The 21,271-nt window shown below is 44.1% G+C and carries 26 protein-coding genes; 2 read left to right on the plus strand and 24 right to left on the minus strand.

Features of this window, described 5'->3' with window-relative positions; translation table 11 throughout:
* Positions 1 to 39: 39 nt before the first annotated feature.
* The 22 genes from ahrC to EV213_RS05620 form a co-directional block, all read right to left on the minus strand.
* Positions 40 to 489 (minus strand): transcriptional regulator AhrC/ArgR, encoded by a 450-nt coding sequence (gene ahrC / locus EV213_RS05515; RefSeq protein WP_133579497.1) that lies wholly within the window; start codon positions 487 to 489, stop codon positions 40 to 42.
* Positions 490 to 563: 74 nt separating this feature from the next.
* A complete protein-coding gene (locus EV213_RS05520; RefSeq protein WP_133579498.1) occupies positions 564 to 1,388 on the minus strand; it encodes a TlyA family RNA methyltransferase in 825 nt (274 codons plus the stop codon).
* Between the two features lie 5 nt (positions 1,389 to 1,393).
* Positions 1,394 to 3,298, minus strand: coding sequence for a 1-deoxy-D-xylulose-5-phosphate synthase (gene dxs / locus EV213_RS05525; RefSeq protein WP_133579499.1), 1,905 nt, complete (start codon positions 3,296 to 3,298; stop codon positions 1,394 to 1,396).
* Positions 3,299 to 3,515: 217 nt separating this feature from the next.
* A complete protein-coding gene (locus tag EV213_RS05530; RefSeq protein ID WP_133579500.1) occupies positions 3,516 to 4,403 on the minus strand; it encodes a polyprenyl synthetase family protein in 888 nt (295 codons plus the stop codon).
* Entirely contained in the window at positions 4,396 to 4,638 is a 243-nt protein-coding gene (locus EV213_RS05535) for an exodeoxyribonuclease VII small subunit (RefSeq protein WP_133579501.1), read from the minus strand. The genes EV213_RS05530 and EV213_RS05535 overlap by 8 nt, the downstream gene beginning before the upstream one ends.
* Positions 4,625 to 5,983 carry an exodeoxyribonuclease VII large subunit gene (gene xseA, locus EV213_RS05540; protein ID WP_133579502.1) on the minus strand — a complete coding sequence of 453 codons (1,359 nt, stop codon included), beginning with the start codon at positions 5,981 to 5,983 and terminating at the stop codon, positions 4,625 to 4,627. Before xseA ends, EV213_RS05535 begins: the two co-directional genes overlap by 14 nt.
* Positions 5,984 to 5,992: 9 nt before the next feature.
* Positions 5,993 to 6,379, minus strand: coding sequence for a transcription antitermination factor NusB (gene nusB, locus EV213_RS05545; RefSeq protein ID WP_133579503.1), 387 nt, complete (start codon positions 6,377 to 6,379; stop codon positions 5,993 to 5,995).
* 368 nt (positions 6,380 to 6,747) lie between these two features.
* The gene (locus EV213_RS05550; protein WP_133579504.1) at positions 6,748 to 7,116 is read right to left on the minus strand and encodes an Asp23/Gls24 family envelope stress response protein; all 369 of its coding nucleotides are present in this window, start codon (positions 7,114 to 7,116) and stop codon (positions 6,748 to 6,750) included.
* 15 nt (positions 7,117 to 7,131) lie between these two features.
* The gene (gene accC, locus EV213_RS05555; protein ID WP_133579505.1) at positions 7,132 to 8,493 is read right to left on the minus strand and encodes an acetyl-CoA carboxylase biotin carboxylase subunit; all 1,362 of its coding nucleotides are present in this window, start codon (positions 8,491 to 8,493) and stop codon (positions 7,132 to 7,134) included.
* 5 nt (positions 8,494 to 8,498) lie between these two features.
* Entirely contained in the window at positions 8,499 to 8,957 is a 459-nt protein-coding gene (gene accB / locus EV213_RS05560) for an acetyl-CoA carboxylase biotin carboxyl carrier protein (RefSeq protein WP_133579506.1), read from the minus strand.
* Between the two features lie 348 nt (positions 8,958 to 9,305).
* Positions 9,306 to 9,932 carry a SpoIIIAH-like family protein gene (locus tag EV213_RS05565; protein WP_133579507.1) on the minus strand — a complete coding sequence of 209 codons (627 nt, stop codon included), beginning with the start codon at positions 9,930 to 9,932 and terminating at the stop codon, positions 9,306 to 9,308.
* 3 nt (positions 9,933 to 9,935) lie between these two features.
* Positions 9,936 to 10,601 carry a stage III sporulation protein AG gene (gene spoIIIAG, locus EV213_RS05570; protein WP_133579508.1) on the minus strand — a complete coding sequence of 222 codons (666 nt, stop codon included), beginning with the start codon at positions 10,599 to 10,601 and terminating at the stop codon, positions 9,936 to 9,938.
* Positions 10,598 to 11,203: a stage III sporulation protein AF gene (gene spoIIIAF / locus EV213_RS05575; RefSeq protein ID WP_133579509.1), complete on the minus strand. Its 606-nt coding sequence runs from the start codon at positions 11,201 to 11,203 to the stop codon at positions 10,598 to 10,600. Before spoIIIAF ends, spoIIIAG begins: the two co-directional genes overlap by 4 nt.
* Before the next feature lie 7 nt (positions 11,204 to 11,210).
* The gene (gene spoIIIAE, locus EV213_RS05580; protein WP_133579510.1) at positions 11,211 to 12,431 is read right to left on the minus strand and encodes a stage III sporulation protein AE; all 1,221 of its coding nucleotides are present in this window, start codon (positions 12,429 to 12,431) and stop codon (positions 11,211 to 11,213) included.
* Positions 12,428 to 12,817, minus strand: a complete 390-nt coding sequence (spoIIIAD, locus tag EV213_RS05585) for a stage III sporulation protein AD (RefSeq protein WP_133579607.1) — start codon at positions 12,815 to 12,817, stop codon at positions 12,428 to 12,430. The genes spoIIIAE and spoIIIAD overlap by 4 nt, the downstream gene beginning before the upstream one ends.
* A 28-nt stretch (positions 12,818 to 12,845) precedes the next feature.
* Positions 12,846 to 13,046 (minus strand): stage III sporulation protein AC, encoded by a 201-nt coding sequence (gene spoIIIAC, locus EV213_RS05590; protein WP_133579511.1) that lies wholly within the window; start codon positions 13,044 to 13,046, stop codon positions 12,846 to 12,848.
* A 26-nt stretch (positions 13,047 to 13,072) separates the two neighbouring features.
* Positions 13,073 to 13,585, minus strand: coding sequence for a stage III sporulation protein SpoIIIAB (gene spoIIIAB / locus EV213_RS05595; protein ID WP_133579512.1), 513 nt, complete (start codon positions 13,583 to 13,585; stop codon positions 13,073 to 13,075).
* On the minus strand, positions 13,582 to 14,505 hold the full coding sequence (gene spoIIIAA / locus EV213_RS05600; protein WP_133579513.1) for a stage III sporulation protein AA: 924 nt from the start codon (positions 14,503 to 14,505) through the stop codon (positions 13,582 to 13,584). The genes spoIIIAB and spoIIIAA overlap by 4 nt, the downstream gene beginning before the upstream one ends.
* A gap of 378 nt (positions 14,506 to 14,883) precedes the next feature.
* Positions 14,884 to 15,441 carry an elongation factor P gene (gene efp / locus EV213_RS05605; protein WP_133579514.1) on the minus strand — a complete coding sequence of 186 codons (558 nt, stop codon included), beginning with the start codon at positions 15,439 to 15,441 and terminating at the stop codon, positions 14,884 to 14,886.
* A 23-nt stretch (positions 15,442 to 15,464) separates the two neighbouring features.
* Entirely contained in the window at positions 15,465 to 16,526 is a 1,062-nt protein-coding gene (locus tag EV213_RS05610; protein WP_133579515.1) for a M24 family metallopeptidase, read from the minus strand.
* Between the two features lie 23 nt (positions 16,527 to 16,549).
* Positions 16,550 to 16,978, minus strand: coding sequence for a type II 3-dehydroquinate dehydratase (aroQ, locus tag EV213_RS05615; RefSeq protein ID WP_133579516.1), 429 nt, complete (start codon positions 16,976 to 16,978; stop codon positions 16,550 to 16,552).
* A 66-nt stretch (positions 16,979 to 17,044) separates the two neighbouring features.
* Positions 17,045 to 17,569, minus strand: a complete 525-nt coding sequence (locus EV213_RS05620; protein ID WP_133579517.1) for a YqhR family membrane protein — start codon at positions 17,567 to 17,569, stop codon at positions 17,045 to 17,047.
* 175 nt (positions 17,570 to 17,744) lie between these two features.
* Here EV213_RS05620 and EV213_RS05625 point away from each other — a divergent pair, with 175 nt between their 5' ends.
* Both EV213_RS05625 and EV213_RS05630 read left to right on the plus strand, forming a co-directional pair.
* Positions 17,745 to 18,689 carry a DUF1385 domain-containing protein gene (locus EV213_RS05625; protein WP_133579518.1) on the plus strand — a complete coding sequence of 315 codons (945 nt, stop codon included), beginning with the start codon at positions 17,745 to 17,747 and terminating at the stop codon, positions 18,687 to 18,689.
* 63 nt (positions 18,690 to 18,752) lie between these two features.
* Positions 18,753 to 19,154, plus strand: a complete 402-nt coding sequence (locus tag EV213_RS05630) for an SA1362 family protein (protein ID WP_133579519.1) — start codon at positions 18,753 to 18,755, stop codon at positions 19,152 to 19,154.
* A gap of 508 nt (positions 19,155 to 19,662) precedes the next feature.
* On the opposite strand, the gene EV213_RS05635 is transcribed toward EV213_RS05630, so the two are convergent.
* Together EV213_RS05635 and mntR are read right to left on the minus strand one after the other, a co-directional pair.
* Positions 19,663 to 20,550 carry a patatin-like phospholipase family protein gene (locus EV213_RS05635; RefSeq protein ID WP_133579520.1) on the minus strand — a complete coding sequence of 296 codons (888 nt, stop codon included), beginning with the start codon at positions 20,548 to 20,550 and terminating at the stop codon, positions 19,663 to 19,665.
* Positions 20,551 to 20,657: 107 nt separating this feature from the next.
* Positions 20,658 to 21,098, minus strand: coding sequence for a transcriptional regulator MntR (mntR, locus tag EV213_RS05640; protein ID WP_133579521.1), 441 nt, complete (start codon positions 21,096 to 21,098; stop codon positions 20,658 to 20,660).
* Positions 21,099 to 21,271: the final 173 nt, after the last annotated feature.

Consider the following 21,271-nt stretch of genomic DNA (forward strand, 5'->3'; position numbering starts at 1 on the left):
ACAACGCTGTTCCAGGGAAAATCACATCACAAGCCAAAGCTACAGCATGTGAATGATTTTTTCCCTCAGCTCAACAGCGTTTTCTGGCGTTCTACAGATGATTAAGCACGTATCGTCTCCACATATGCAGCCAACAATCTCTTCCCAATCCAAATGGTCAATAATGGCCCCTATCGATTGAGCATTCCCAGGCAAAAGCTTTATAACGAGAAGGTTCCCTGCCGCATCTATCTTTACGAAAGAATCCATTAAATAACGCTTCAGCTTCTCAAGTGGATTAAATCGATGGTCAGCAGGCAAGCTGTATTTGTATACGCCTTCTTCTGTAGATACTTTGACTAGATGGAGCTCTTTAATGTCTCTTGAGATCGTCGCTTGTGTGACAGTAAAATCGGCGTCTCGGAGTCGGTCAACGAGCTCTTCCTGTGTTTCAATATCATGTTGAGCGATCAGTTCTCTAATTTTAATTAATCGTTGAGCTTTGCTCACTTTACACAACTGTAGCTTTTCCGCCAATCAGAAAAAGTACAGTCATTCACCACCTTTTCAATGACGTCTCTAACTTAGTCACTTGCTTTTCGAAGTGCCTCATGAGCGAGGTTTACAGCCTCTTGCGCTGCCTCTTTTGTCACACTTGAAGAAGCAGGTCCTGCCTTAAAATGAGCGAGGAATTCAATATTCCCATCGCCTCCAGTGATCGGAGAATACGTGAGCTGCTCGCAATTAAATCCTTTTTCTTCAGCTTTGGCGATCACGTCGACAATCACTTGCAGGTGAACGCTCTTGTCCTTAACGATCCCCTTCTTGCCTACAAGTTCACGTCCTGCTTCAAATTGCGGCTTTATAAGTGCAATGATATCCGCATTTTCCGCTACAATCTCTTTCAAAGGTGGAAACATTTGTCCCAAAGAGATAAAAGAAACATCAATGGAGGCAACAGTTGGTTGCCCACGATCAAACATGTCCTTTGTGGCGTATCGGAAATTGGTTTTTTCCATCACCACGACTTGAGCGTTTGACCGTAGGGACCAGGCAAGCTGATTTGTCCCGACGTCCACAGCATAAACTAAGGTGGCCCCATTTTGAAGGGCGCAATCTGTAAATCCACCGGTAGAAGCGCCAATGTCCACCATAATCTTTCCAGTTAAATCGAGTGAAAAATGGGAGATCGCTTTTTCAAGCTTCAGGCCACCACGCCCAACATATGGATGCTCTTTCCCTTTAACTCTTAAGCTTGTGTTAATTGGCAGTTTTGTCCCTGGCTTATCAATGCGCTCACTTCCTGCGAAAACTAGGCCTGCCATAATAGAACGTTTTGCTTTCTCTCTTGTGTCAATCAATTGTTGCTGAACTAAAAGAACGTCCACGCGCTCTGTTTTCTCTTTCATTATGCTTAGGCCCTTTGCTGGTGATTTTGATGCTCACTTTTACATAAATCACGAATTTGTGCAGCGATATTTGTAGACGTTAAGCCGATTTCCTTAAGAAGCTCTTTTGGGCTACCGTGCTCTATAAAGCGATCCGGCACACCCATTCGTTTGATGGCAATGTCACGGTGCTCATGCTCCTCCATAAACTCAAGGACTGCTGATCCAAAACCTCCTTGAAGAACCGTTTCCTCAACTGTGAGCAATGGGGTCCCTTGTTGGCAAAGCTTATGCAGCATTGCTTCGTCAAGCGGTTTAATAAATCGAGCATTAATCACCTTTACTGAAATGTTTTCAGCACGAAGCGTGGCTGCCGCTTCTAAGGCAGGCTGGATCATTGTACCAACAGCAAGAACAGCCACGTCATTGCCTTCAGTCAGCTCTTCCCAAGAGCCAATCGGAATGATATCTTTTTCGTCTTCTGTTGGAGCTGCTGCTGCATTTCCTCTTGGAAAGCGCATAGCAATTGGCCCATCTTCATAAGCAAGTCCCGTTTTCACCATGGCTTGGCCTTCATTTTCGTCCTTCGGCATCATGACGACCATGTTTGGCAAATGTCGTAAGAAACTGACGTCAAACACACCTTGATGCGTCTCACCGTCAGCGCCGACAAGACCACATCGGTCGATGGTTAGGAATACATTTAAGTTTTGTCTTGCGACGTCATGAACGAGTTGATCATATGCTCTTTGCAAAAACGTCGAATAGATCGATAGCACAGGTTTCATGCCGTCTGCTGCCATTCCTGCTGCCATTGTCGTGGCATGCTGCTCAGCAATTCCGACATCAAAAAAACGCTCTGGATACAAGTCTGCGAACGTTTCGAGCTTAGATCCTACAGGCATCGCAGGTGTAATCACAGCGACTCTTTTGTCCTTTTCTGCCCCTTTAATAATCTCATCGCTAACGACTTTGCTCCAGGCAGGCGGTCCATTCACTGGCTTGACAAATTCACCAGAATCAATTTTATACGGACCCGTTCCATGCCACGTCCCAATGCTATCAGACTCAGCTGGCGTATACCCTTTACCTTTTTTCGTTACGACATGAAGTAATACAGGTCCGTCAATTTTTTTAGCATATTGCAAATGATCCTCTAATTCCTCAAACGAATGTCCGTCTAAAGGGCCTAAGTACGTAAAGCCCATTTCCTCAAAAAACATTCCAGAGACCATTAAATATTTTAAGCTATCTTTCACGCGCTCTGCTGTTGAAGCAAGTTTTCCACCCATGACCGGAATTTTTTTCAGTAAATACTCGAGCTCTTCTTTTGCCCACTTGTATTTTCCTGCTGTACGTAAACGTCCAAGCATATTGTGCATCGCGCCAACATTAGGGGCAATTGACATTTCATTGTCGTTGAGAACAACAATCATTTTTCGTTTTTCATGCCCAATGTGATTCAACGCTTCAAGCGCCATTCCGCCTGTGAGTGCCCCATCACCGATGATTGGAACAATATGGTAGTTGGCGTTTTTTATGTCTCGTGCTGCTGCCATTCCCATTGCGCCGGATAAAGAAGTTGAGCTATGCCCTGTTTCCCAAACATCGTGCTCACTTTCGCTTCGTTTTGGAAAACCGCATAATCCTTTGTATTGTCTTAACGTACCAAATTGATTTGCACGACCTGTCAAAATCTTATGCACATATGCCTGATGCCCAACATCCCAAAGAAATTTATCTTCAGGAGAAGAGAAGGTTTTATGAAGCATAAGTGTTAATTCCACAACACCAAGGTTAGGTCCAATATGCCCACCTGTTTTGGCGATATTTGTGATTAGAAAATGGCGTATATCAGCTGCTAACTTTTCAAGATCACCGTGCTGCATGTCTTTTAAAAATCCGGGATGTTGAATCTTCCCAAGGTCCATGGTGACCACTCGCTTTCAATGCGTTTTTCCTGTAGCAAACCGATTGCCACAAGATCATTACACGTTTATCATTTTTAAAAATAGCCGTTCACACAGAGTGGAAACGGCATTGGTTGTGTTTCATCTTTTTAACGGTGCGCTTTAAAGTGCTTGAAATCTGCATAGTCATTAGTGATTGTATCATAGCACAGTTTTCCACCCATCTCAATGAACGCGATTAGGATACGCGCTGCACCATATAATGTGTGATTGCACGTAGCATAGAGCTCTCCGAAAGATGCAGTCTTGTAAGGGCTTGTTCAGCCATCTCGACTTCCTGACTCAATCGTTGTTTCGCCCCGTCTAGAGTTAACAAGCTAGGAAACGTACTTTTATGATTTACCTCATCACTGCCAATAGGTTTTCCGATAACGTCTACATCGCCTTCGACATCCAAAATGTCGTCCTTAATTTGAAACGCTAGTCCTAAATGAGCGGCAAACGTATGTAAAGTCGATAATTCTTCTTCAGATGCATTCCCGATGATGGCACCAGCAATAATTGAAAAACGAAGCAAAGCGCCTGTCTTATTACGATGAATGTTTTCTAATGAGTCTAGAGGCGTTTGTTGCTCCTCTGCTTCCAAATCAAGGACCTGTCCGCCTACCATGCCAGTTGGCCCAGCTGCTTCAGCGAGCATTTGGTACAGGCGAAGTACCGTCTCTGCGTCCAAAAAACGTTTGCCTTCTCCGAGTACATAAAACGCATGAGTTAAAAGAGCGTCCCCTGACAAAATGGCCATACCTTCGCCATACACTTTATGATTTGTTGGCTGACCTCTACGGAAATCATCATTATCCATTGAGGGCAGATCATCGTGAATGAGTGAATACGTATGAATCATTTCCAACGCACATGCAACGGGCACACACACTTCTCTAGAACTCCCTAACGCCTCCGCAGTAGCGATCATTAGAATGGGACGTAGACGCTTGCCTCCTGCTTTAATGGAATAGGTCATTGCAGATAAAAGCGAGGCGGGACCTTTTTGGTCTAGGTAGTTAAGAAGGGCCTGGTCAATGAACTTTTTATTGTCTTTTAAATACGTGTGTAAGTCATTATTCATCGCTTTCCTCTTCCTCACGCAAGGAGAATGGGGCGAATGTTCCTTGTTCTGTTAGAATCTGATCCATTTGACCTTCCACGGTTTGAAGCTTGTCATGACATAGTTTGGTTAATTGGACTCCTTCTTGAAAAAAAGCAATCGCTTTTTCCAGAGGCACATCGCCTTCTTCTAACTTTTCAACGATTTGCTCTAGCTCCTTCATCGCTACTTCAAACGTTTTGTCATTCTTGTCCATCCCTTGTGTCCTCCTTGGCAATAGATGTAACCTTCGTAGAGATATGACCACCATTTACACGAAGATCTAGCTCATCGTCTAGATGAACATGGTCCACCGATGTAACGACGTGACCATTGTTGTAAACGACACTGTATCCTCGACTCATGACCTTTAGAGGACTCAATGCATCCAATTGACGTGACTTTTCCTGTATCGTTGCTTGACGGTCTTTTAAAAGCGATTGTAACGACTTATGCAAGCGTTCGGACAGCTTGCCTTGTTGCTCTTGTGCACGTGAGAGCATCTTTTGTGGGGATTGTCTCGTTAAGCGGGCAGCAAGTTGTTGCTGTGACATCCTATTCCGATGAATTCCTTGTTTCATTATTTGGAGAAGATCGTCAAAGGCGCGATCAAGCTCCTGTTGTTTTTGGTTCACTAATTGGCGTGGATATTTAAATGCGTAAGAGGATTGCAAGCGTTGAAGACGCTCTGATTGCTTCTGAATCTTTTGTTTCGTAGCCCGCTGCAAGCGGAGGTGAAGATCATTCGTTCGTTGCTTCCATTCGCGCATATCAGGCACTGCGAGTTCTGCCGCTCCTGTTGGCGTCGCTGCACGAACATCAGCAACAAAATCAGCAATCGTAGTATCCGTTTCATGGCCTACAGCAGAAATAACAGGGATGGAACAATTCGCAATCGTTCGCGCAACTTCTTCCTCATTAAAGGCCCATAACTCTTCTATGGAGCCCCCACCTCGACCTACGATGAGCACGTCCGCTTGCGCTTGTCTTTGTGCGACCTTTAATGCTTGTACAATTGACCCAGCGGCATTTTTTCCTTGCACCAATACGGGATAAATGAGCACCTGAGCAGATGGAAATCGACGTTTCAATGTAATCAACACATCACGAATAGCCGCTCCTGTTGGCGAAGTCACAACTCCGATTGTGCTTGGAAATAGAGGCAGCTGTTTTTTCCTATCTTGAGCAAATAAACCTTCTTGCGTAAGCTTTTCCTTTAATTGCTCAAAGGCAAGATGAAGGGCTCCAACACCATCTGGCTGGAGCTCCGTCACCGTTGTTTGATATTGGCCATAGGGTTGATAAACAGAAATACTTCCCCTTACGAGCACCTTCATACCGTTTTCAGGTTCAAACGACAGTTTCATCCTGTCGGTTTGAAACATTACTGCTTGAATGCGAGCAGTGTCGTCCTTGATCGTGCAATACAGATGACCTCGTGAATGCAGCTTTACGTTAGAGAGTTCACCTCTAAACCAAATGTCCTGCAAATTCCTATCCACATCAAATTTTTTCTTAATATATTTCGTAATGGCAGTCACCGTGAGGGTATTCTCGTTCATAATGTCCCCCTATATCTCTTTAGACGCATTGGATAAGAGACCATTCACAAACTTAGACGCCTCATCATCTCCATAGATTTTTGCCAATTCAACAGCCTCATTTATCGACACCGCAAAAGGGATCTCCTCAACATACAAAAGCTCGAATAGCGAAATCCTTAAAATGGTTCGATCCACATTGGCCATACGATCAATGGTCCAGTTCTTCAAGTGTTTGGTAATCACAACATCAATCTCCGCTTGGTGTTCTAACACGCCTTGAATAAGCTGCAAGCAAAAGTCACTCGCCTCTTCCTCCTCAAGCGCATGCTGCATAGCATCTTCTAGCTCCGTATCACTTACATCCATTTGAAAAAGTATTTTAAACGCAAACTCTCTAGCCTGATGGCGATTCATTCATGACGACCCCTTTTTTACTCTCGTACAAACTATCTTTCCCCAGTTTAAACCTCCTTCACTCCCGATGCAACCAGGAAATGCGGAAGCGAGCACGTTTTGAAACGTAGGGCAGAAGATCATCAAACAGTGAAATGGTTTTTTCATTTCTCTCGTTTGAGGATTTCTGTCCCGCAGTTTCAGCGAGCAGTAGCTAGACAAGAAATGCGGAGATGAGCGTGCTTTGAAGCGCAGGTCAGAACATCACGTGGGAAGGAAGACACAGTCTAGAAGCTGCAAAACTTTTCTACATTCATTTGATCACAAAAAAACACACAGCAAAGGAGCTTCTTCGCTGTGTGTCAAAAATGCTATATCATTCGTGTTGTTCAAAACTGAATGCCAACAATATGAATATTAATTTCGTGGATTGTGAGCGCCGTCATCGTCATTAGCGTTTGCCTAATATGTGTCTGTAATTTTTCAGACACATCAGGAATGGAGACGCCAAACTGCATGGTCAAGTACAAATCAATAATGATGCCCTCGTCTCCAAGTTCAACCTTGACGCCCTTGCCGTGGTTTCGCTTACCTAATCGCTCAGCGACACCTCCAGCAAATGTCCCTTGCATCGAAAACACACCGTCCATTTCTGACGCCGCAATGCTGGCAATCACTTCAATGACTTCAGGAGCAATTTCAATTTTACCCAGGCCTTCGTCTTTCGCATCCATTTCTAAACGCTGAATGTCTGACATGACGATTCTCCTTTCTTACTTTTTTAGCACATCGTATTCTTGCAAAAAGGTAGTGGTGAATACCCCTTCTCTAAACACTGGATGTTCCATTAATTCCAGGTGAAAAGGAATTGTTGTCTTCACGCCTTCAATAACAAATTCACTCAAAGCACGCTGCATTCTTGCGACGACTTCTTTTCTTGTAGTTCCGTGAACAATGAGCTTTGCAACCATTGAGTCATAGTATGGAGGGATCACATATCCTGGATACACAGCAGAGTCAACTCGAACTCCAAAACCACCTGGAGGCAAATACACGCTCACTTCTCCAGGGGAAGGCATAAAGTTTTTGTATGGATCCTCCGCATTGATACGACATTCCATCGAATAGCCATTCAACACAATATCGTCCTGTTCGTAACGAAGTGGATGACCCTCTGCAACTCGAATTTGCTCTTTAATTAAATCAACACCTGTCACCATTTCTGTGACCGGATGCTCCACCTGAATTCTTGTATTCATTTCCATGAAGTAATATTGATCTTCATCAACATCATAGATGAATTCAACTGTTCCTGCACCTGTGTAGCCGACAGCTTGGGCAGCCTGAACCGCCGCCTCTCCCATACGTTGTCGCGTTTCTTCACTTATGGCTGGTGAAGGGGTTTCTTCCACAAGCTTTTGCAGGCGACGCTGAATCGTACAATCGCGCTCACCGAGGTGAATGGTATTTCCATGTTCATCTGCAAGCACTTGAATTTCGACATGGCGGAACCGCTCAATGTACTTTTCTAAGTAGACACCAGGATTGCCGAAGGCCGTAGCTGCTTCTTTTTGGGTCATATGCAAGCCCTGAATTAACTCCTCTTCTGTGTGGGCGACACGAATGCCCTTCCCACCGCCTCCTGCTGTTGCTTTAATGATGACAGGATAACCAATGTCTTGTGCAATCCGTTTCGCATCCTCTTCACCTTCAACCAAGCCCTTTGACCCAGGAACAATAGGCACACCAGCTTCACGCATCGTTTCCCTGGCAACATCCTTTGTTCCCATTTTTGAAATGGCTTCAGCAGTTGGTCCAACAAAGGTCACAGAGCAGTCATTACAGATTTCAGCAAAATCAGCATTCTCCGCGAGAAAGCCATAGCCAGGATGGATGGCATCCACGCCAGTAAGTGTTGCAACGCTCATGATGTTTGTGAAATTCAAGTAGCTTTGAGCGGAGGCTGTTGGCCCAATGCAATAGGCTTCATCAGCGAGTTGAACATGTAGTGCGTCACGATCAGCTGTAGAATGCACAGCAACGGTCGAAATGCCCATCTCCTTGGCAGCACGAATAATGCGAACAGCAATTTCCCCACGATTTGCAATGAGTAACTTATGGATCGTTTTTGTCATAGTGCTCACTCCGGCTTTACGAGGAAAAGTGGCTGTCCATATTCAACGAGCTGGCCATTTTCAACGAGCACCTTTTCGATCGTTCCTGAGACTTCTGACTCAATTTCATTAAATAACTTCATTGCTTCTAGAATACAAACAACCTTCCCTGAAGATATAGTGTCTCCTGGTTGAACGTACGCTTTGGCATCAGGCGACGGTGAAGCATAAAATGTCCCTACCATCGGTGATGTGATTTCCTGCAAATGAGTTTGTGGTTGTTCCTCTTCTACGTCCACTGACGACTCTTCTCTAACGACTTGCGGCTGCGAAGCTCGCACCTCTGGTAGAGCGACAGGCTCTGACGTATACACTTTACTTTTTTTAAGCTGAAGGCGGAACCCTTCATTTTCTAAATCTAGTTCATCAACACTTGATTGGTCGAGCATATGGATCAGTTCTTGGATTTCTTTAAGGTTTAACAAGTTTAAACGCTCCTTTTTCACTTATCATGTATTATATTACCGTTGTTTTCAGCTTTGAGCAAATCATAACAGAAACGGTAAAAAGACTCCATAGGGACTCGCTTTGCCTCATACAAAAACCGCCGTTCCATATAGGAAACAGCGGTCAGGTGTAGAGAGACTAGATTGAGTACAGCAGACACTATGATGCCTGCGTGTTTCAGTTCTCTCGCTGAACATGCCGAGAAAGCTCAGCTTCCCCGTGGTTTGCGAGCGTTTGACGGATTGTATAAAAAGGTCCTCCACGTACACTACATTGCACGTTTATCCAGGTTCAAAAAGTAAAGTATGAAAGTTGACTATCCCAAATTACTCAGCAGGCTTCATTTCAACAACAGCGAAGGTATTCTGCCCTAGCTCTTCTCGAACGGTAGCCATGACTTGATTCGCTAAGTGCTTTGTTTGTTCTTCAGAAATTACAGTGACATTGACATCTGAACCTTCAACACGAACTAAAGCGTCTTTAAAGCCTTCTTGTCGAAGTCTTGTTTCTATGATCGCTTCTTTGCTTTCAAGATTTTGAAGCTCAACCATTTCATTATATGCCCCATTACGTTCCTCACTTGTTAAATCCTGCGAGGCAATCTGTTCTTCGAAGCTTTCGATTTGCTTGCTGCGAGCTTCATTTAATTCAAGGCGCATAGCTGTAAATTGTTCGTTTGACCCCACTGAAGAGAAAAAGACTTCTTCCTCCATTGTTGTGTTTCCATCCTCGACTCCTTGCTCCTCATCTCCAGGTGCAGCTGACGCATCATCTTCAGCTGGAGGCTGTTCAGCGTCTTGCTCATCACCTTGCGTCGCATCAGCTGTTTCATTTTCATCAGGCAATGATTGCGCATAATCTGATTGTGGTGGTGCCGTCATATAATAGACGGAGAGGACAATCACCAAACTCAGCATGGTTAGTAGCCAAACCGTTTGTTTTTTTAGTAACATTTTTTATCGTTCCTCCTTTTTTTTAGGCAACACAGATACTCTGTGTGGCGGTACACCAAGTGATTTTGTAACGGCTTCTATGATCCAGCTTTTGACCTGTATGTTGTCGGCCCCCTCAGCCACGACCAAAACACCTCGTACCTCTGGGGTCGCCGTTTTTTTCAGCACTGCGGTTTCTTTATCTCCCTGGCGCAAAATGACGACATTTTCTTCTGTTGTCGTTTCATTTATCGTCCGTTTACCACCATTCGGATCTTCTTCATTCGTTGTTTGCTGCCTGCTTGTCTCGTTTCGTTCGAAAACACGTTCACCCGCTGATTCTAATGTCACCATGACGGTGGCATCTTCTACACCCATCATTTCTTGAATGGCTGTTTTTAGTTCATCCTCATAAGCAGCCTCAAGTTCCTTCACGACTGACTTTGCGTCCGCTGATTTTCCAGATGCAGGTAATGCATTCCCCTCAGGTGTGTCTGACAGCACTTGCTGAGATACTTCCTGTTCCTCAGGGCTATCCGGAACCTCTAACGTTGACGAGGTGCGATTTAATGAGCCAGCCACAAGAAGGAGAACACCAACCACCAGCATAATCACAATGTACGCAACAGGAAGCTTGCCCGGCGTTTTTTTGTCAAAAATGGCTTTCAGCTTTGTTAGGTCCCACTTCATGAAACGCCATCCCTTTCCACTATTTCTACAGAAAGCTCGGATGGCTCAAGCTGCCAAAGCTCTCTGAAGCGTTTCGCTATACCGTTTGTTACCTCTGTCGAAACCTCCTGGCTTTCCTCTGCCTCAGTCAGTGAGACGACAACCGGTTCAATAGAAATTGCATCGTCATCGTGGCTAAGAAGCAACTGCACGTGAGCGATATGTCGTTCATCTTCGGACGCTCCCTCAATGACCACATCTAAATCTTTCACAACAAACCCATCATTTTTCAGCTCCTCCTCAGCTTGACTTTTCATTTGGACAGCCACTTGCTCTGAAATATATGCAGACTGCGCAGCATGTATTTCTTTTTTTCTATTTTTTATTGTCTGTTCTATTTCTTTTTCATAGGATGACTCGCCAAACGCTGTGTTCTCAAGCAAATCGTTCGCATCCAGCTTAAAGAGTTGGAACACTGGAGAGAGCAAAATAGAAACGAGCAATAGACTTAACACCACCTTTGCATACGTCTTAAATGTGTTTTGCGGCAGCAGCAAATCGACAATTGTAGCCAACAATATGAACAGTATGATGTCTGCAGCCCAGCTTGTTAAATACGCCAAAACATTCTCACCTCACCATGATAGGGACATTACTGACGGTGATCATGATGGTTAATGCCAAAAAGAACATTAACGAAACAATTGCCAACGAAGCAAAAACAAATAGCATGCATTTGGAAATAATGTTCAAACACTCGATGACAGGTCCGCCGCCTAAAGGCTGCATTAAGGCCGCTGTCAGCTTGTACACCATCGCTAAAATAAAAATTTTTGCAGCGGGAAATGCTGCAATCATAATAATAATCGCTAGACCTACCAAGCCAATCGTGTTTTTTAATAATACAGATGCGCCGATGACGAGGTCCGTTGCGTCTGTAAACATTCGCCCAACGACCGGAACAAAATTTCCAGTAATGAATTTTGCGGTTTTAAGAAGCATGCCATCCGCTACTGCGGTTGTCGCACCTTGGACGGAAATGACGCCTAAAAACACTGCTAGAAAGACACCAAGAGCCCCAATGGCAATGTTTCGCAACAGCTGGGACAACTGGCTGACTTTGTAATGCTCTGTCATTGATGAAATGATACCTAAAAGCAGAGAGATATAAAGCAATGGCAACACGACATGTTGGATGAATATCCCACTCACATTGACTAAAAAAATGATAACCGGATGAAAGAGTGCAGCACTTGAAAGAGCACCAACCGAGGCCATCATTGCTAGCAATAGGGGGACGAGCGCCACCATAAAATGGACCATCGACGAAATGGCTTCCGTTGCATACGACATTGCAATATGGAACGAGTTTAATGCCAGCAAGATAAGAACCATATAAATGATGGCGTAAGCGATTTGAGATACCGTCTTTTGCTCGAAGGCATTTTGCAGCGATTGTAAGAGCATGCTTAAGACCGTGAGAATCACGAGGGCACCCATCAGCTTCCCGCTTGCCAGTAGCTCTTGAAATAGGAATCGTAGTACTCCTGGCAAAATGTCTCTGAATTGAATTCCTTCATTATTGCGGATAATGTCGACAAGAGACGTCCGATGGCTCTCAGGGAGAAAACTATCATATTGGTTACTCAAGTCTTCCCAGAAGGTTTGAATACCTTCAAGATCAATATGATTTAACTGCTTGTCCATCATTGCATCCGTCACTTCCGCTGGTGACATTCCAGCATTCATTTCTGCCTTCGTATAGGTGGTTGGCCAAGTAAGACTTAGAATGACGACGAACACTGTTAAAAATGGAAGAATTAGCGGTTGTATTCTCCATCTACTTCTCATGTCGGCAACATCGCCAAAACGGTTTCTATGATTACGGTCAGTATTGGGACGGCCATTAAAAGGATCATTACTTTTCCTCCTAGCTCAATTTTAGAAGCCAGGGCTGCTTGTCCAGCGTCCCTTACAATTTGCGCACCAAATTCTGCGATATAAGCGATGCCAACGATTTTTAAAATAGTGCTTAAATAAATCGGTTTTACATGCGCATTTAAAGCGAGCTTCTCTAACATGAGCAAAACGGCTTGCATTTGGCTGATCAAACTAAAAAAAATATAAACACTTGCAAAAATACCAAGCATAAGAGCGAACAAAGGGCTTTTTTCTTTTATGACAAGCACTAAAAGCGCGACGACGATGCCAAGCCCAACAAGCTGCACAATGTCCAATGTCGCCAATTGCCCCCTTTACCTTTCTCTAAAACAAAAACACTTGTTTTATCTTGTCAAATAAATCCGCGATCATTGTAGCGACGAGATACAAAACAACGATAAATGCGATTAAAGTGACCCAATGAGCCCAATCCTCTTTGCCCATTTGTTTTAGTAAGGTATGAATCATAGCGATAATGACGCCTATGCCTGCGATTTGAAATATCGTATTCACATCGTAGCCCAATCGATTGCACCCTCTTTTACGGCAATTTACAACAGCAGTAGCACAAGCAAGCAGCCGCTTAAAAAGCCCAGACTTTTGCTCATTGTTTCATAGGTGCGCTGTTGCTCACGAGCACTCTCTTCTTCTCTCGCCAGATGTGTCATGGCGAGCCTAATTTGTTTTTGCTGTTGTCGTGTGTCATATGCACCGAGCGTTGTGCCAAACTGATGCAAAACAGCTCCATCGGTTGACTTTAGTGAAGATTGCCTTAGCAACGTGTTTACACTTTTCGTCCACGCTTCTTGGGCAACATGCTGTTCTTGTAGTTCTTCAGAAAACAAGGCAAATAGAAGACCCGCTTTGTTCTGATGTTGAGCGGCAATCTGCTTGCTTGCCTCAATTAACGTCATTTGACTATATAAGATTTCAGCTTCAAGAGCTTGAAGCGTGTACCTTAGTTGCATAAGGAGCTCTGGCCTGCCTCTTAGCTTCGCAGCTTGCATAAATCCTAACAGTGTTGTTGTGCCAATAATGCAGACAGCTCCAATGATCACCATCATTTGGATTGTATGAGCGCTTTTAGAGCAAGTGCTTCCCCTGCGCTATTCTTTACGGCAAGAATGGAACCCGTAGGTGACGAACCAAGCTCTACAATTCGTTCAAAGGGCCGATAGTCCATAAGCTCCTTCATTCCTGGTCGACGGATAAAGTCTTCATAATTCGCAGCGTGAGCAGAAGCGACGACCTTTACGCCAGAATGCAAGGCTTCCAAAATGGCTCGTGCATCTTCTTCTCGACCAATTTCATCAACGACGAGCATGTCGGGGCTCATTGATCGAATCATCATCATCATGCCTAATGCTTTTGGGCAACTATCAAGAACGTCGACTTTCGGTCCAAACGTATGTTGAGGAACACCAGAGGCACTTGCGGCGATTTCAGAGCGCTCGTCAACGATGCCTACGGTAATGCTCGGCCACTTTTCATACAAGCCTTCGCTCATTAGACGGGCGATATCACGAATCATCGTCGTTTTTCCAGCTTTCGGAGCGCCCAACACAAGCGTGCTTTGCCACAACCGGTCGAAAAGCAGTGCCGCGATTGGATTTGCCGCGCCAACCCTTTCATGAGCGATACGGATATTAAAGCTTGAAATATCACGTAGCACTTGAACCGTATCGTTTTCAATAACGGCCGTTCCGCATAAACCGACTCGATGCCCACCTGAAAAGGTAATGTACCCTTGTTTAATGTCATTTTCATGCGCATACATCGAGAACTCTGTTAATCGTTGTAAAAATGTATGTGCATCCTTCTTATCGAAAAACAATGACGGCACAAGCAATGAAGTCGAACGATAGATAAACTCAACCGGTTTATCCACACGTAAACGGATTTCTTCAAGTTCATCCTTAGGCTGGTCTTGCAACGAGAGGCTTTCTTGAATATGGTGTGGGAGCAACGACAATACATGGTTCATGTGCCTCACCTTTCTGTCATCTGGCGTATACTGTATCGTATTCAAAAGTTTGTTTCATATGACTCTCTTGTCCAATGAAGAGGATGGAGAAAGGTCATTTGTGGAATTCACTTTTGTTCCTGTGCGAACTGAAATACGATTAGCCATACGTTTACTTTCACCCGAAGGCAAATGGGTCACATCGACTCAAGGTGCTCTTAAAGCAGGGGGTGATTTTTGAAGATGCTTCTCTCGTCTTGGTTTTCTTGAAGGAGATTTATTAGCAGGGGAGTATTTATCTTTACATCTATATGTGTTGAAGCTAAAATTCTTTTTTTTCTGCACCAAAAAAGCCACCCAACGTCTCTTGACGACGTTGGGTGGCTTCTATATGTTTTGCTAAGCTCTTGACACATATTTTCCGTCTGTTGTGTTCACGATGAGGACGTCGCCTTGATTAATGAAAAAAGGTACTTGGACACTGATGCCCGTTTCCATAATCGCTGGTTTTGTTCCTCCAGAGGCCGTATCGCCTTTAATACCTGGCTCGGTTTCTGTAACAGTGAGATCGACGGTATTTGGAAGTTCGACACCGAGCGTTTCCCCTTCATACGTAATCACCGAAACTTCCATGTTTTCCTTCAAATACTTTAGCTCATATTCAATTTGAGTTGCTGGAAGTTCAATTTGCTCGTAAGTGGACGTATCCATAAACGCATGCATATCGCCAGTCGCATACAAATATTGCATTTTTGCACGTTCGATGTGTGCTCGCCCTACTTTTTCGCCGCCACGGAACGTCTTTTCCGAGATACCGCCTGTTCGTATATTGCGAAGCTTTGTTCGAACAAATGCAGCTCCTTTTCCTGGCTTTACATGTTGAAATTCAAGGACTTGCCAAATAGCGTTATCCACTTCAATGGTAACACCCGTTTTAAAATCGTTTACAGAAATCATTCGTAACGCCCCTTTATTCGTTGTTATAAGATAATAAGTTCTTTAGTGCTGTGAGTGAGTACTTGATGCCCTGATTCAGTGACTAGAACATCATCCTCAATACGTACGCCACCAATGCCAGCGACGTAAATACCTGGCTCTACCGTAACAATCATACCAGGAGCTAACGCCTCTTCTCCTTTTATGGATAATGAGGGACCTTCATGAACTTCTAAGCCAATGCCATGTCCTGTTGAGTGACCAAAATTAGGGCCGTACCCTTCTTTCGAAATCAAGTCACGTGCAACGGCGTCGATTTCAATACCCGATTTTCCCGGAGCTATCGAAGCAACCGCTTGCTTTTGCGCGTCTAAAACGATGTTGTAGATTTTTTTCAGCACATCCGATGGTTCGCCAACCGCGACTGTTCTCGTAATATCAGAACAATAGCCTTGATAGTACGCACCGAAATCAAGCGTCACAAAATCGCCGCTCTCAATTCGTTTTGTAGAGGCCACACCATGAGGCAGTGCAGATCGCTTTCCTGAGGCAACGATTGTATCGAAGGATGATGAAGCAGCGCCTTGGTTGCGCATAAACATCTCCAATTCATTCGCAATGGACCATTCGGAAACGCCTGGCTTAAGAAGATTCAACACATGATCGAAAGCCGCATCCGCAATACGCGCCGCTTCTTGAATGATCTTTACTTCGTCGTCATCCTTTACTTGTCGGAGTTGCTCAATAAGTCCACGTGTTGGAACGAATTCAACACCAGCAAGTGCCTGAGCAAATGATTCATACTCACTATAGCTAACGCTCGTTTTCTCAAACCCTAGACGTTTAATTCCTAATCGCTTGGCTTGTGTGGCTGTTTCTTTCCAAAGCGATTGGTCATATTTAACAATCTCAAAACCATCTGTTTCGGCGTTTGCCTGCTCAATGTATCGAAAATCAGTCATAAAAATCGCATCTGACGCTGTGACTAATGCCAGTCCTGCGGTTCCCGTAAATCGTGTGATGTATCTCCGGTTCGATGCATTAGAGATAATAATCCCATCAAGCTGTTGTTCCTTTAAGGCTGCTTGCAGTTTTTTTAGACGCATAAATGTATGTAATCTCCCTTCTTTTATTCGTTCAGGAATGCCAGCAACGCCAACTCATAACTTTTACTTCCAAAGCCACTAATTTGCCCACGACAAACCGGAGCAATGACTGAGGTATGACGAAAACTTTCTCTTGCGTGAATATTTGACATATGTACTTCAATGACTGGTGCTTCTATAGACGCGATGGCGTCACGAATCGCAATGCTATAATGCGTGAGCGCCCCGGCATTCAACACAATTCCTTTACATGAAAAGTGAGCGTGCAGCGCGTCAATAAGCGCCCCCTCGGAATTTGATTGAGCACAAACGACCTGAAGCCCATGTGAAGACCCAATTTCAACGAACTGACCCTCTATTTCAGTAAGCGTTTGACTGCCATAAATTGTAGGCTCACGTTTCCCAAGCAAGTTTAAATTAGGTCCGTTTAGCAGCAGAATTGTATTCTCCATCGCTTTCCCTACCTTTATCTAACAATCTTTAGTAAAAATGCGTGTGCACCACATTTTATCATACGACTAGGATTTTGAGTAGTTTGATGAAGCTTTGGTCTCCTTTAACCGAAGTAATTTTTTATACTCCGAATACTCATAGGAAATCGAGTAGCCGATAAACACCCCATACACAAGAAATAAACAAGCGGTCGTCACAAAATCATCCAAAGACATGGTCGTAAGTACTGGAACACCTGGAAGAATTGGACCGAGGACAGCATACAGGAGTAGCCAAATAACAAGTCCGTAACATGCTCCAGAAACGATGCCTTTTCTTTTCTTAAGGAGCACATGATAACAAAAAGCAATCACAATCGAAACCATGCTTAAAACCAGGAAAGATACAACAACGCCCAACCATGTTGCTCCCCAACCTTGGGATGTAATCTCCGCTAAAAATGATTGTGGACCATTAGATGTAAATGAAAACTGAGAGGCAATCCAGCCAAACAGTGTAAACATTAAGCCTCCATACCATCCGATGCTAAGAACACGCATGTAGTAAGGACCTAAAGATTGTCCTGGATACTCTTGAGAATCGCTCATCATTTTCCTCCTCCTTATTGCATAAAAACTGTGAAACACTCACATCTTTTTCCTGACTTCTCTAAAACGGGCTGGTTTCTTTACAAAGTATGCCCAGCTGGCAGACGTTTTTTTCAATAAAGCAACGAAAACATGATAAACTGGATAATAACTGAATGTAAGAAGGAGGCAAGCTCTCATGGCGCAAACGAACAAACCCATTTACGGAGGGCAAGCTGTCATTGAAGGCGTCATGTTTGGTAGTCGCACGCACGCTGTAACAGCTGTAAGAAAAAAAGATGGTACACTCTCGTATTATCGTGCTGAAAAAAAGAGCAATAAATGGCTTAAGCGATTGAAGAAAATCTTATTTCTACGCGGGCTCGTAGCAATGATTGAAGCCAGTGCCACGGGTTCAAAGCATATGCAATTTGCTGGTGAAGAATACGATGATGACCATGAGGACAAATCCAAACCACAAAAAGAGCAGTCAAAAACACAGATGATTTTTAGCGTCGCCGTTATCGGTGTCCTGTCTTTTTTTGTTGGGAAGCTTATTTTCACTATGGTTCCTATGTTCTTAGCATTCTCATTGAACAACTGGTTCCCTGGTCAGGTCGTGCAAAATCTTCTTGAAGGCGGATTTAAGCTCATTCTGCTTCTGTTGTATATCTATTTACTGTCGTTTACACCAATGATAAAGCGCGTTTTTCAATACCACGGAGCCGAACATAAGGTCATTAACGCATTTGAACAGGATATGCCCTTAACGCCTGAATCCGTTGCCAAAGCATCACGTTTGCATTATCGCTGTGGCAGTAGTTTTATCTTATTCACGGTCGTTGTCGGTGTCTTTATTTATCTAAATTTCCCAACTGACCCATTATGGCTCCGAATCGTCAATCGCATTGCTCTTATCCCGGTAGTCCTTGGTGTGTCCTTTGAAGTACTACAGCTCACCAACAAACTTCGAGACGTACCGGTTTTGCGTTATTTAGGATACCCAGGCCTATGGCTACAGCTACTCACCACAAAAGAGCCTACCCATGATCAGCTCGAGGTAGCCATCGCGTCTTTTAACGATTTACTTCAACAAGAAAAAGAAATAAAACAAGTCGATGCGCAATCGATTGAAGTAAGCTGAATATATTGAAGCGAAAGCGGGAAAAGAAGAAGTAGATAAAGCTATTGGATGGAGGTGTCGATATTGACCAAACATCGCGTTATGAATATCGCTATTGCTGTCATTGTCGGACTTGCGATCATCGGGTTAAGCTCTCAACTCATTAACGATCCATTGCATTTCTTTCTCACCGCCTTAATTACCGTTGTCATCGCTGCCGTGTTAATTTGGGTATTTCGGCGCTTTATGTTCCAGTACAGCACTGGTCCTGGAGCCAACAGCAAAACAGACGCCAATTACAAAAAAGCCGTTAAACAATCTAATCAAAAATACAAAAAAGCCCCACCAAAAAAGCAGGACCCACAACGTTTATTGAATAAATCACAAACCAATTCAAGCACCAAAAAAAGAAAAAACCGCCCCACTCACCTACGCGTCATCCAAGGCAAAAAGTCCGACCCACCACCTAAGAAAAATGCAAGGTGAGAAGAAAAGCGGAGTGCCGTACGCTCAGAAGCGCAGGTCAGAACATCATCGGGCAGGGAAATGGTTTTTCACATTTCTCTCGCCCGAGGATTTCTGCGCCGCAGCTTCTACGGCGCGCAGCTGGACAAGAAAAGCGGAGGTGAGCGCGTTTTGAAGCGCAGAGTAGAACATCACGGGACAAAGAAATGGTTCTCCACATTTCTCTTGTACCGGGATTTCTATCTCGCAGCTTCAGCGAGCCGGAGCTGGACAACGAAAAGCGCAGGCGAGTACGTTTTGAAACGTAGGGCAGAACATCCCCAAACAGTGAAATGGTTCTCCACATTTCTCTCGTTTGGGGATTTCTGTGCGAGCCGAAGCTGGACAATGAAAAGCGGAGTGCCGTACGCTCAGAAGCGCAGGTCAGAACATCATCGGGCAGGGAAATGGTTTTTCACATTTCTCTCGCCCGAGGATTTTTACGCATCGTTAATGCACAAAAAGCAATTCATCCCCTTTTCCTCAGCCCTTAATAACCCCATGTTCTAAAAAATGCCTTCGCTTTTTCTCTTCCTAAAAGCAGCAGTTGCTCTTTTTCCTTCGTCGACAGCTGAAAATCCGTTGTATCCACTTTCGTCACAGGCAAGAAAATAATGTCTTTGACATGATGCTCACTAATGTACCGGTTGTCATGTGCATTTTGCATCGTCGCAAACAGGGCACGAAACAACTGCAAACCGTTTGTTACTTTTCGCTTCGCATATATCGGACGCTCGCCAGTCAATCGGAAGCCAAGCACTGGCCGTTTTGCTTTTTGTCCTTTTGACTTAAACAGCCATATGGGGAAATTGCTTAGTACGCCGCCGTCAACAATGAGGCTTTTTTTACCCGCTGCATTGTATAATGGCACTGGCTGAAAATAAAAAGGCAAACTACAGCTCATTCGAACCGCTTTCGCAACCGAAAATTTTTGCCCATCAAGGCCATAATGGTGCAGTTCATCTGGAAGCACGAGCATGCGTCCGATCGATACATCCGAAACGATCACACGTAGCGTATCAGCTGGCAAATCTTCAAATGTGCGTATGCCTTTAGCTGCCAGCTTTTCCTCTAGCCATTTTTCTAACGAATCCCCTTTGTAGAACCCCATCTTGATGTACAATTGAAACCATTTAAACAAGCCGCCATCTGCCAGCTTTGTCTCTACGTCCAATAAGGCTTCAGTGTTTAACTCCTCAAGAATTGCTACAAGCTCTCTCCCTTGATAGCCCGCAGACAATAAAGCAGCAACAATCGCACCAGCACTCGTTCCTGCCGTTCGTACAAACACACAACCCTTTTGTTCAGCCTCTAACACAGCTCCTACAATGGCGATCACCTTCATTCCACCGCCTGAAAATACCCCGTCGACATACACTTGTCATCGCCCCCTACTGCTTCTTAGGACATGTCTAAGCGAGCACTGAAGGGAATAGAACGAGAAATTGTGCCATAGGACATAAAAAAACAGCCAAATGGCTGTTTTTACGAATCTTTCCCGGAGGAAGAATTTTCATTTTTTCGTTGAATCTCACGTAGCTGGTCCATTCTTGATTGATCTTCTTCAAAGTATTCGACAAGATCACCAATGCGGTCGATCGCTTCCCAACTAATATGATGTTCGATCCCTTCAACATCGTGATAAATTTTGCTTTCAGCAAGACCAATGACGCGCATAAACTCTTCAAGCAATTCATGCCGAAACACAAGACGCTTTCCAATCTTTTTTCCTTTGTTTGTGAGAACCAACCCTCGGTATTTCTCATACACCAAGTATTCATCCTTATCCAAACGTTGCACCATTTTCGTCACAGAGGATGGATGCACCTCTAAGACTTCTGCAATATCTGAAACCCTTGCATAGCCTTTTTCATCAATCAATATGTATATTTGCTCAATATAATCTTCCATACTCGGTGTAGGCATTTCAAGCTCCTCCAAACAAAACAACGTAATGAACATGCACGTCCTAATAAAAACATGAACGTTCCTCTTTGAGGATACAATAGAACAGCTCCCTAGGCAAGGAAACGACTTTAAGTTTACATAATATTAATTATGTGCATTTAATACATTTCCACGATACGAAACAATACTTA

It is taken from the genome of Aureibacillus halotolerans, assembly GCF_004363045.1.
GTDB lineage: Bacteria > Bacillota > Bacilli > Bacillales > DSM-28697 > Aureibacillus > Aureibacillus halotolerans.

Bases quoted from the DNA above. Each gene is read 5' to 3' on its own strand.
- accC (WP_133579505.1), bottom strand. From the start codon at position 8,493: ATGACAAAAACGATCCATAAGTTACTCATTGCAAATCGTGGGGAAATT.
- spoIIIAA (WP_133579513.1), bottom strand. From the start codon at position 14,505: ATGAACCATGTATTGTCGTTGCTCCCACACCATATTCAAGAAAGCCTC.
- mntR (WP_133579521.1), bottom strand. From the start codon at position 21,098: ATGCCTACACCGAGTATGGAAGATTATATTGAGCAAATATACATATTG.
- spoIIIAB (WP_133579512.1), bottom strand. From the start codon at position 13,585: ATGATGGTGATCATTGGAGCTGTCTGCATTATTGGCACAACAACACTG.
- EV213_RS05530 (WP_133579500.1), bottom strand. From the start codon at position 4,403: ATGAATAATGACTTACACACGTATTTAAAAGACAATAAAAAGTTCATT.
- nusB (WP_133579503.1), bottom strand. From the start codon at position 6,379: ATGAATCGCCATCAGGCTAGAGAGTTTGCGTTTAAAATACTTTTTCAA.
- EV213_RS05620 (WP_133579517.1), bottom strand. From the start codon at position 17,569: ATGATGAGCGATTCTCAAGAGTATCCAGGACAATCTTTAGGTCCTTAC.
- EV213_RS05565 (WP_133579507.1), bottom strand. From the start codon at position 9,932: ATGTTACTAAAAAAACAAACGGTTTGGCTACTAACCATGCTGAGTTTG.
- xseA (WP_133579502.1), bottom strand. From the start codon at position 5,983: ATGAACGAGAATACCCTCACGGTGACTGCCATTACGAAATATATTAAG.
- aroQ (WP_133579516.1), bottom strand. From the start codon at position 16,978: ATGGAGAATACAATTCTGCTGCTAAACGGACCTAATTTAAACTTGCTT.
- EV213_RS05610 (WP_133579515.1), bottom strand. From the start codon at position 16,526: ATGCGTCTAAAAAAACTGCAAGCAGCCTTAAAGGAACAACAGCTTGAT.
- EV213_RS05520 (WP_133579498.1), bottom strand. From the start codon at position 1,388: ATGAAAGAGAAAACAGAGCGCGTGGACGTTCTTTTAGTTCAGCAACAA.
- efp (WP_133579514.1), bottom strand. From the start codon at position 15,441: ATGATTTCTGTAAACGATTTTAAAACGGGTGTTACCATTGAAGTGGAT.
- spoIIIAG (WP_133579508.1), bottom strand. From the start codon at position 10,601: ATGAAGTGGGACCTAACAAAGCTGAAAGCCATTTTTGACAAAAAAACG.
- EV213_RS05535 (WP_133579501.1), bottom strand. From the start codon at position 4,638: ATGGACAAGAATGACAAAACGTTTGAAGTAGCGATGAAGGAGCTAGAG.
- dxs (WP_133579499.1), bottom strand. From the start codon at position 3,298: ATGGACCTTGGGAAGATTCAACATCCCGGATTTTTAAAAGACATGCAG.
- EV213_RS05550 (WP_133579504.1), bottom strand. From the start codon at position 7,116: ATGTCAGACATTCAGCGTTTAGAAATGGATGCGAAAGACGAAGGCCTG.
- EV213_RS05625 (WP_133579518.1), top strand. From the start codon at position 17,745: ATGGCGCAAACGAACAAACCCATTTACGGAGGGCAAGCTGTCATTGAA.
- spoIIIAE (WP_133579510.1), bottom strand. From the start codon at position 12,431: ATGAGAAGTAGATGGAGAATACAACCGCTAATTCTTCCATTTTTAACA.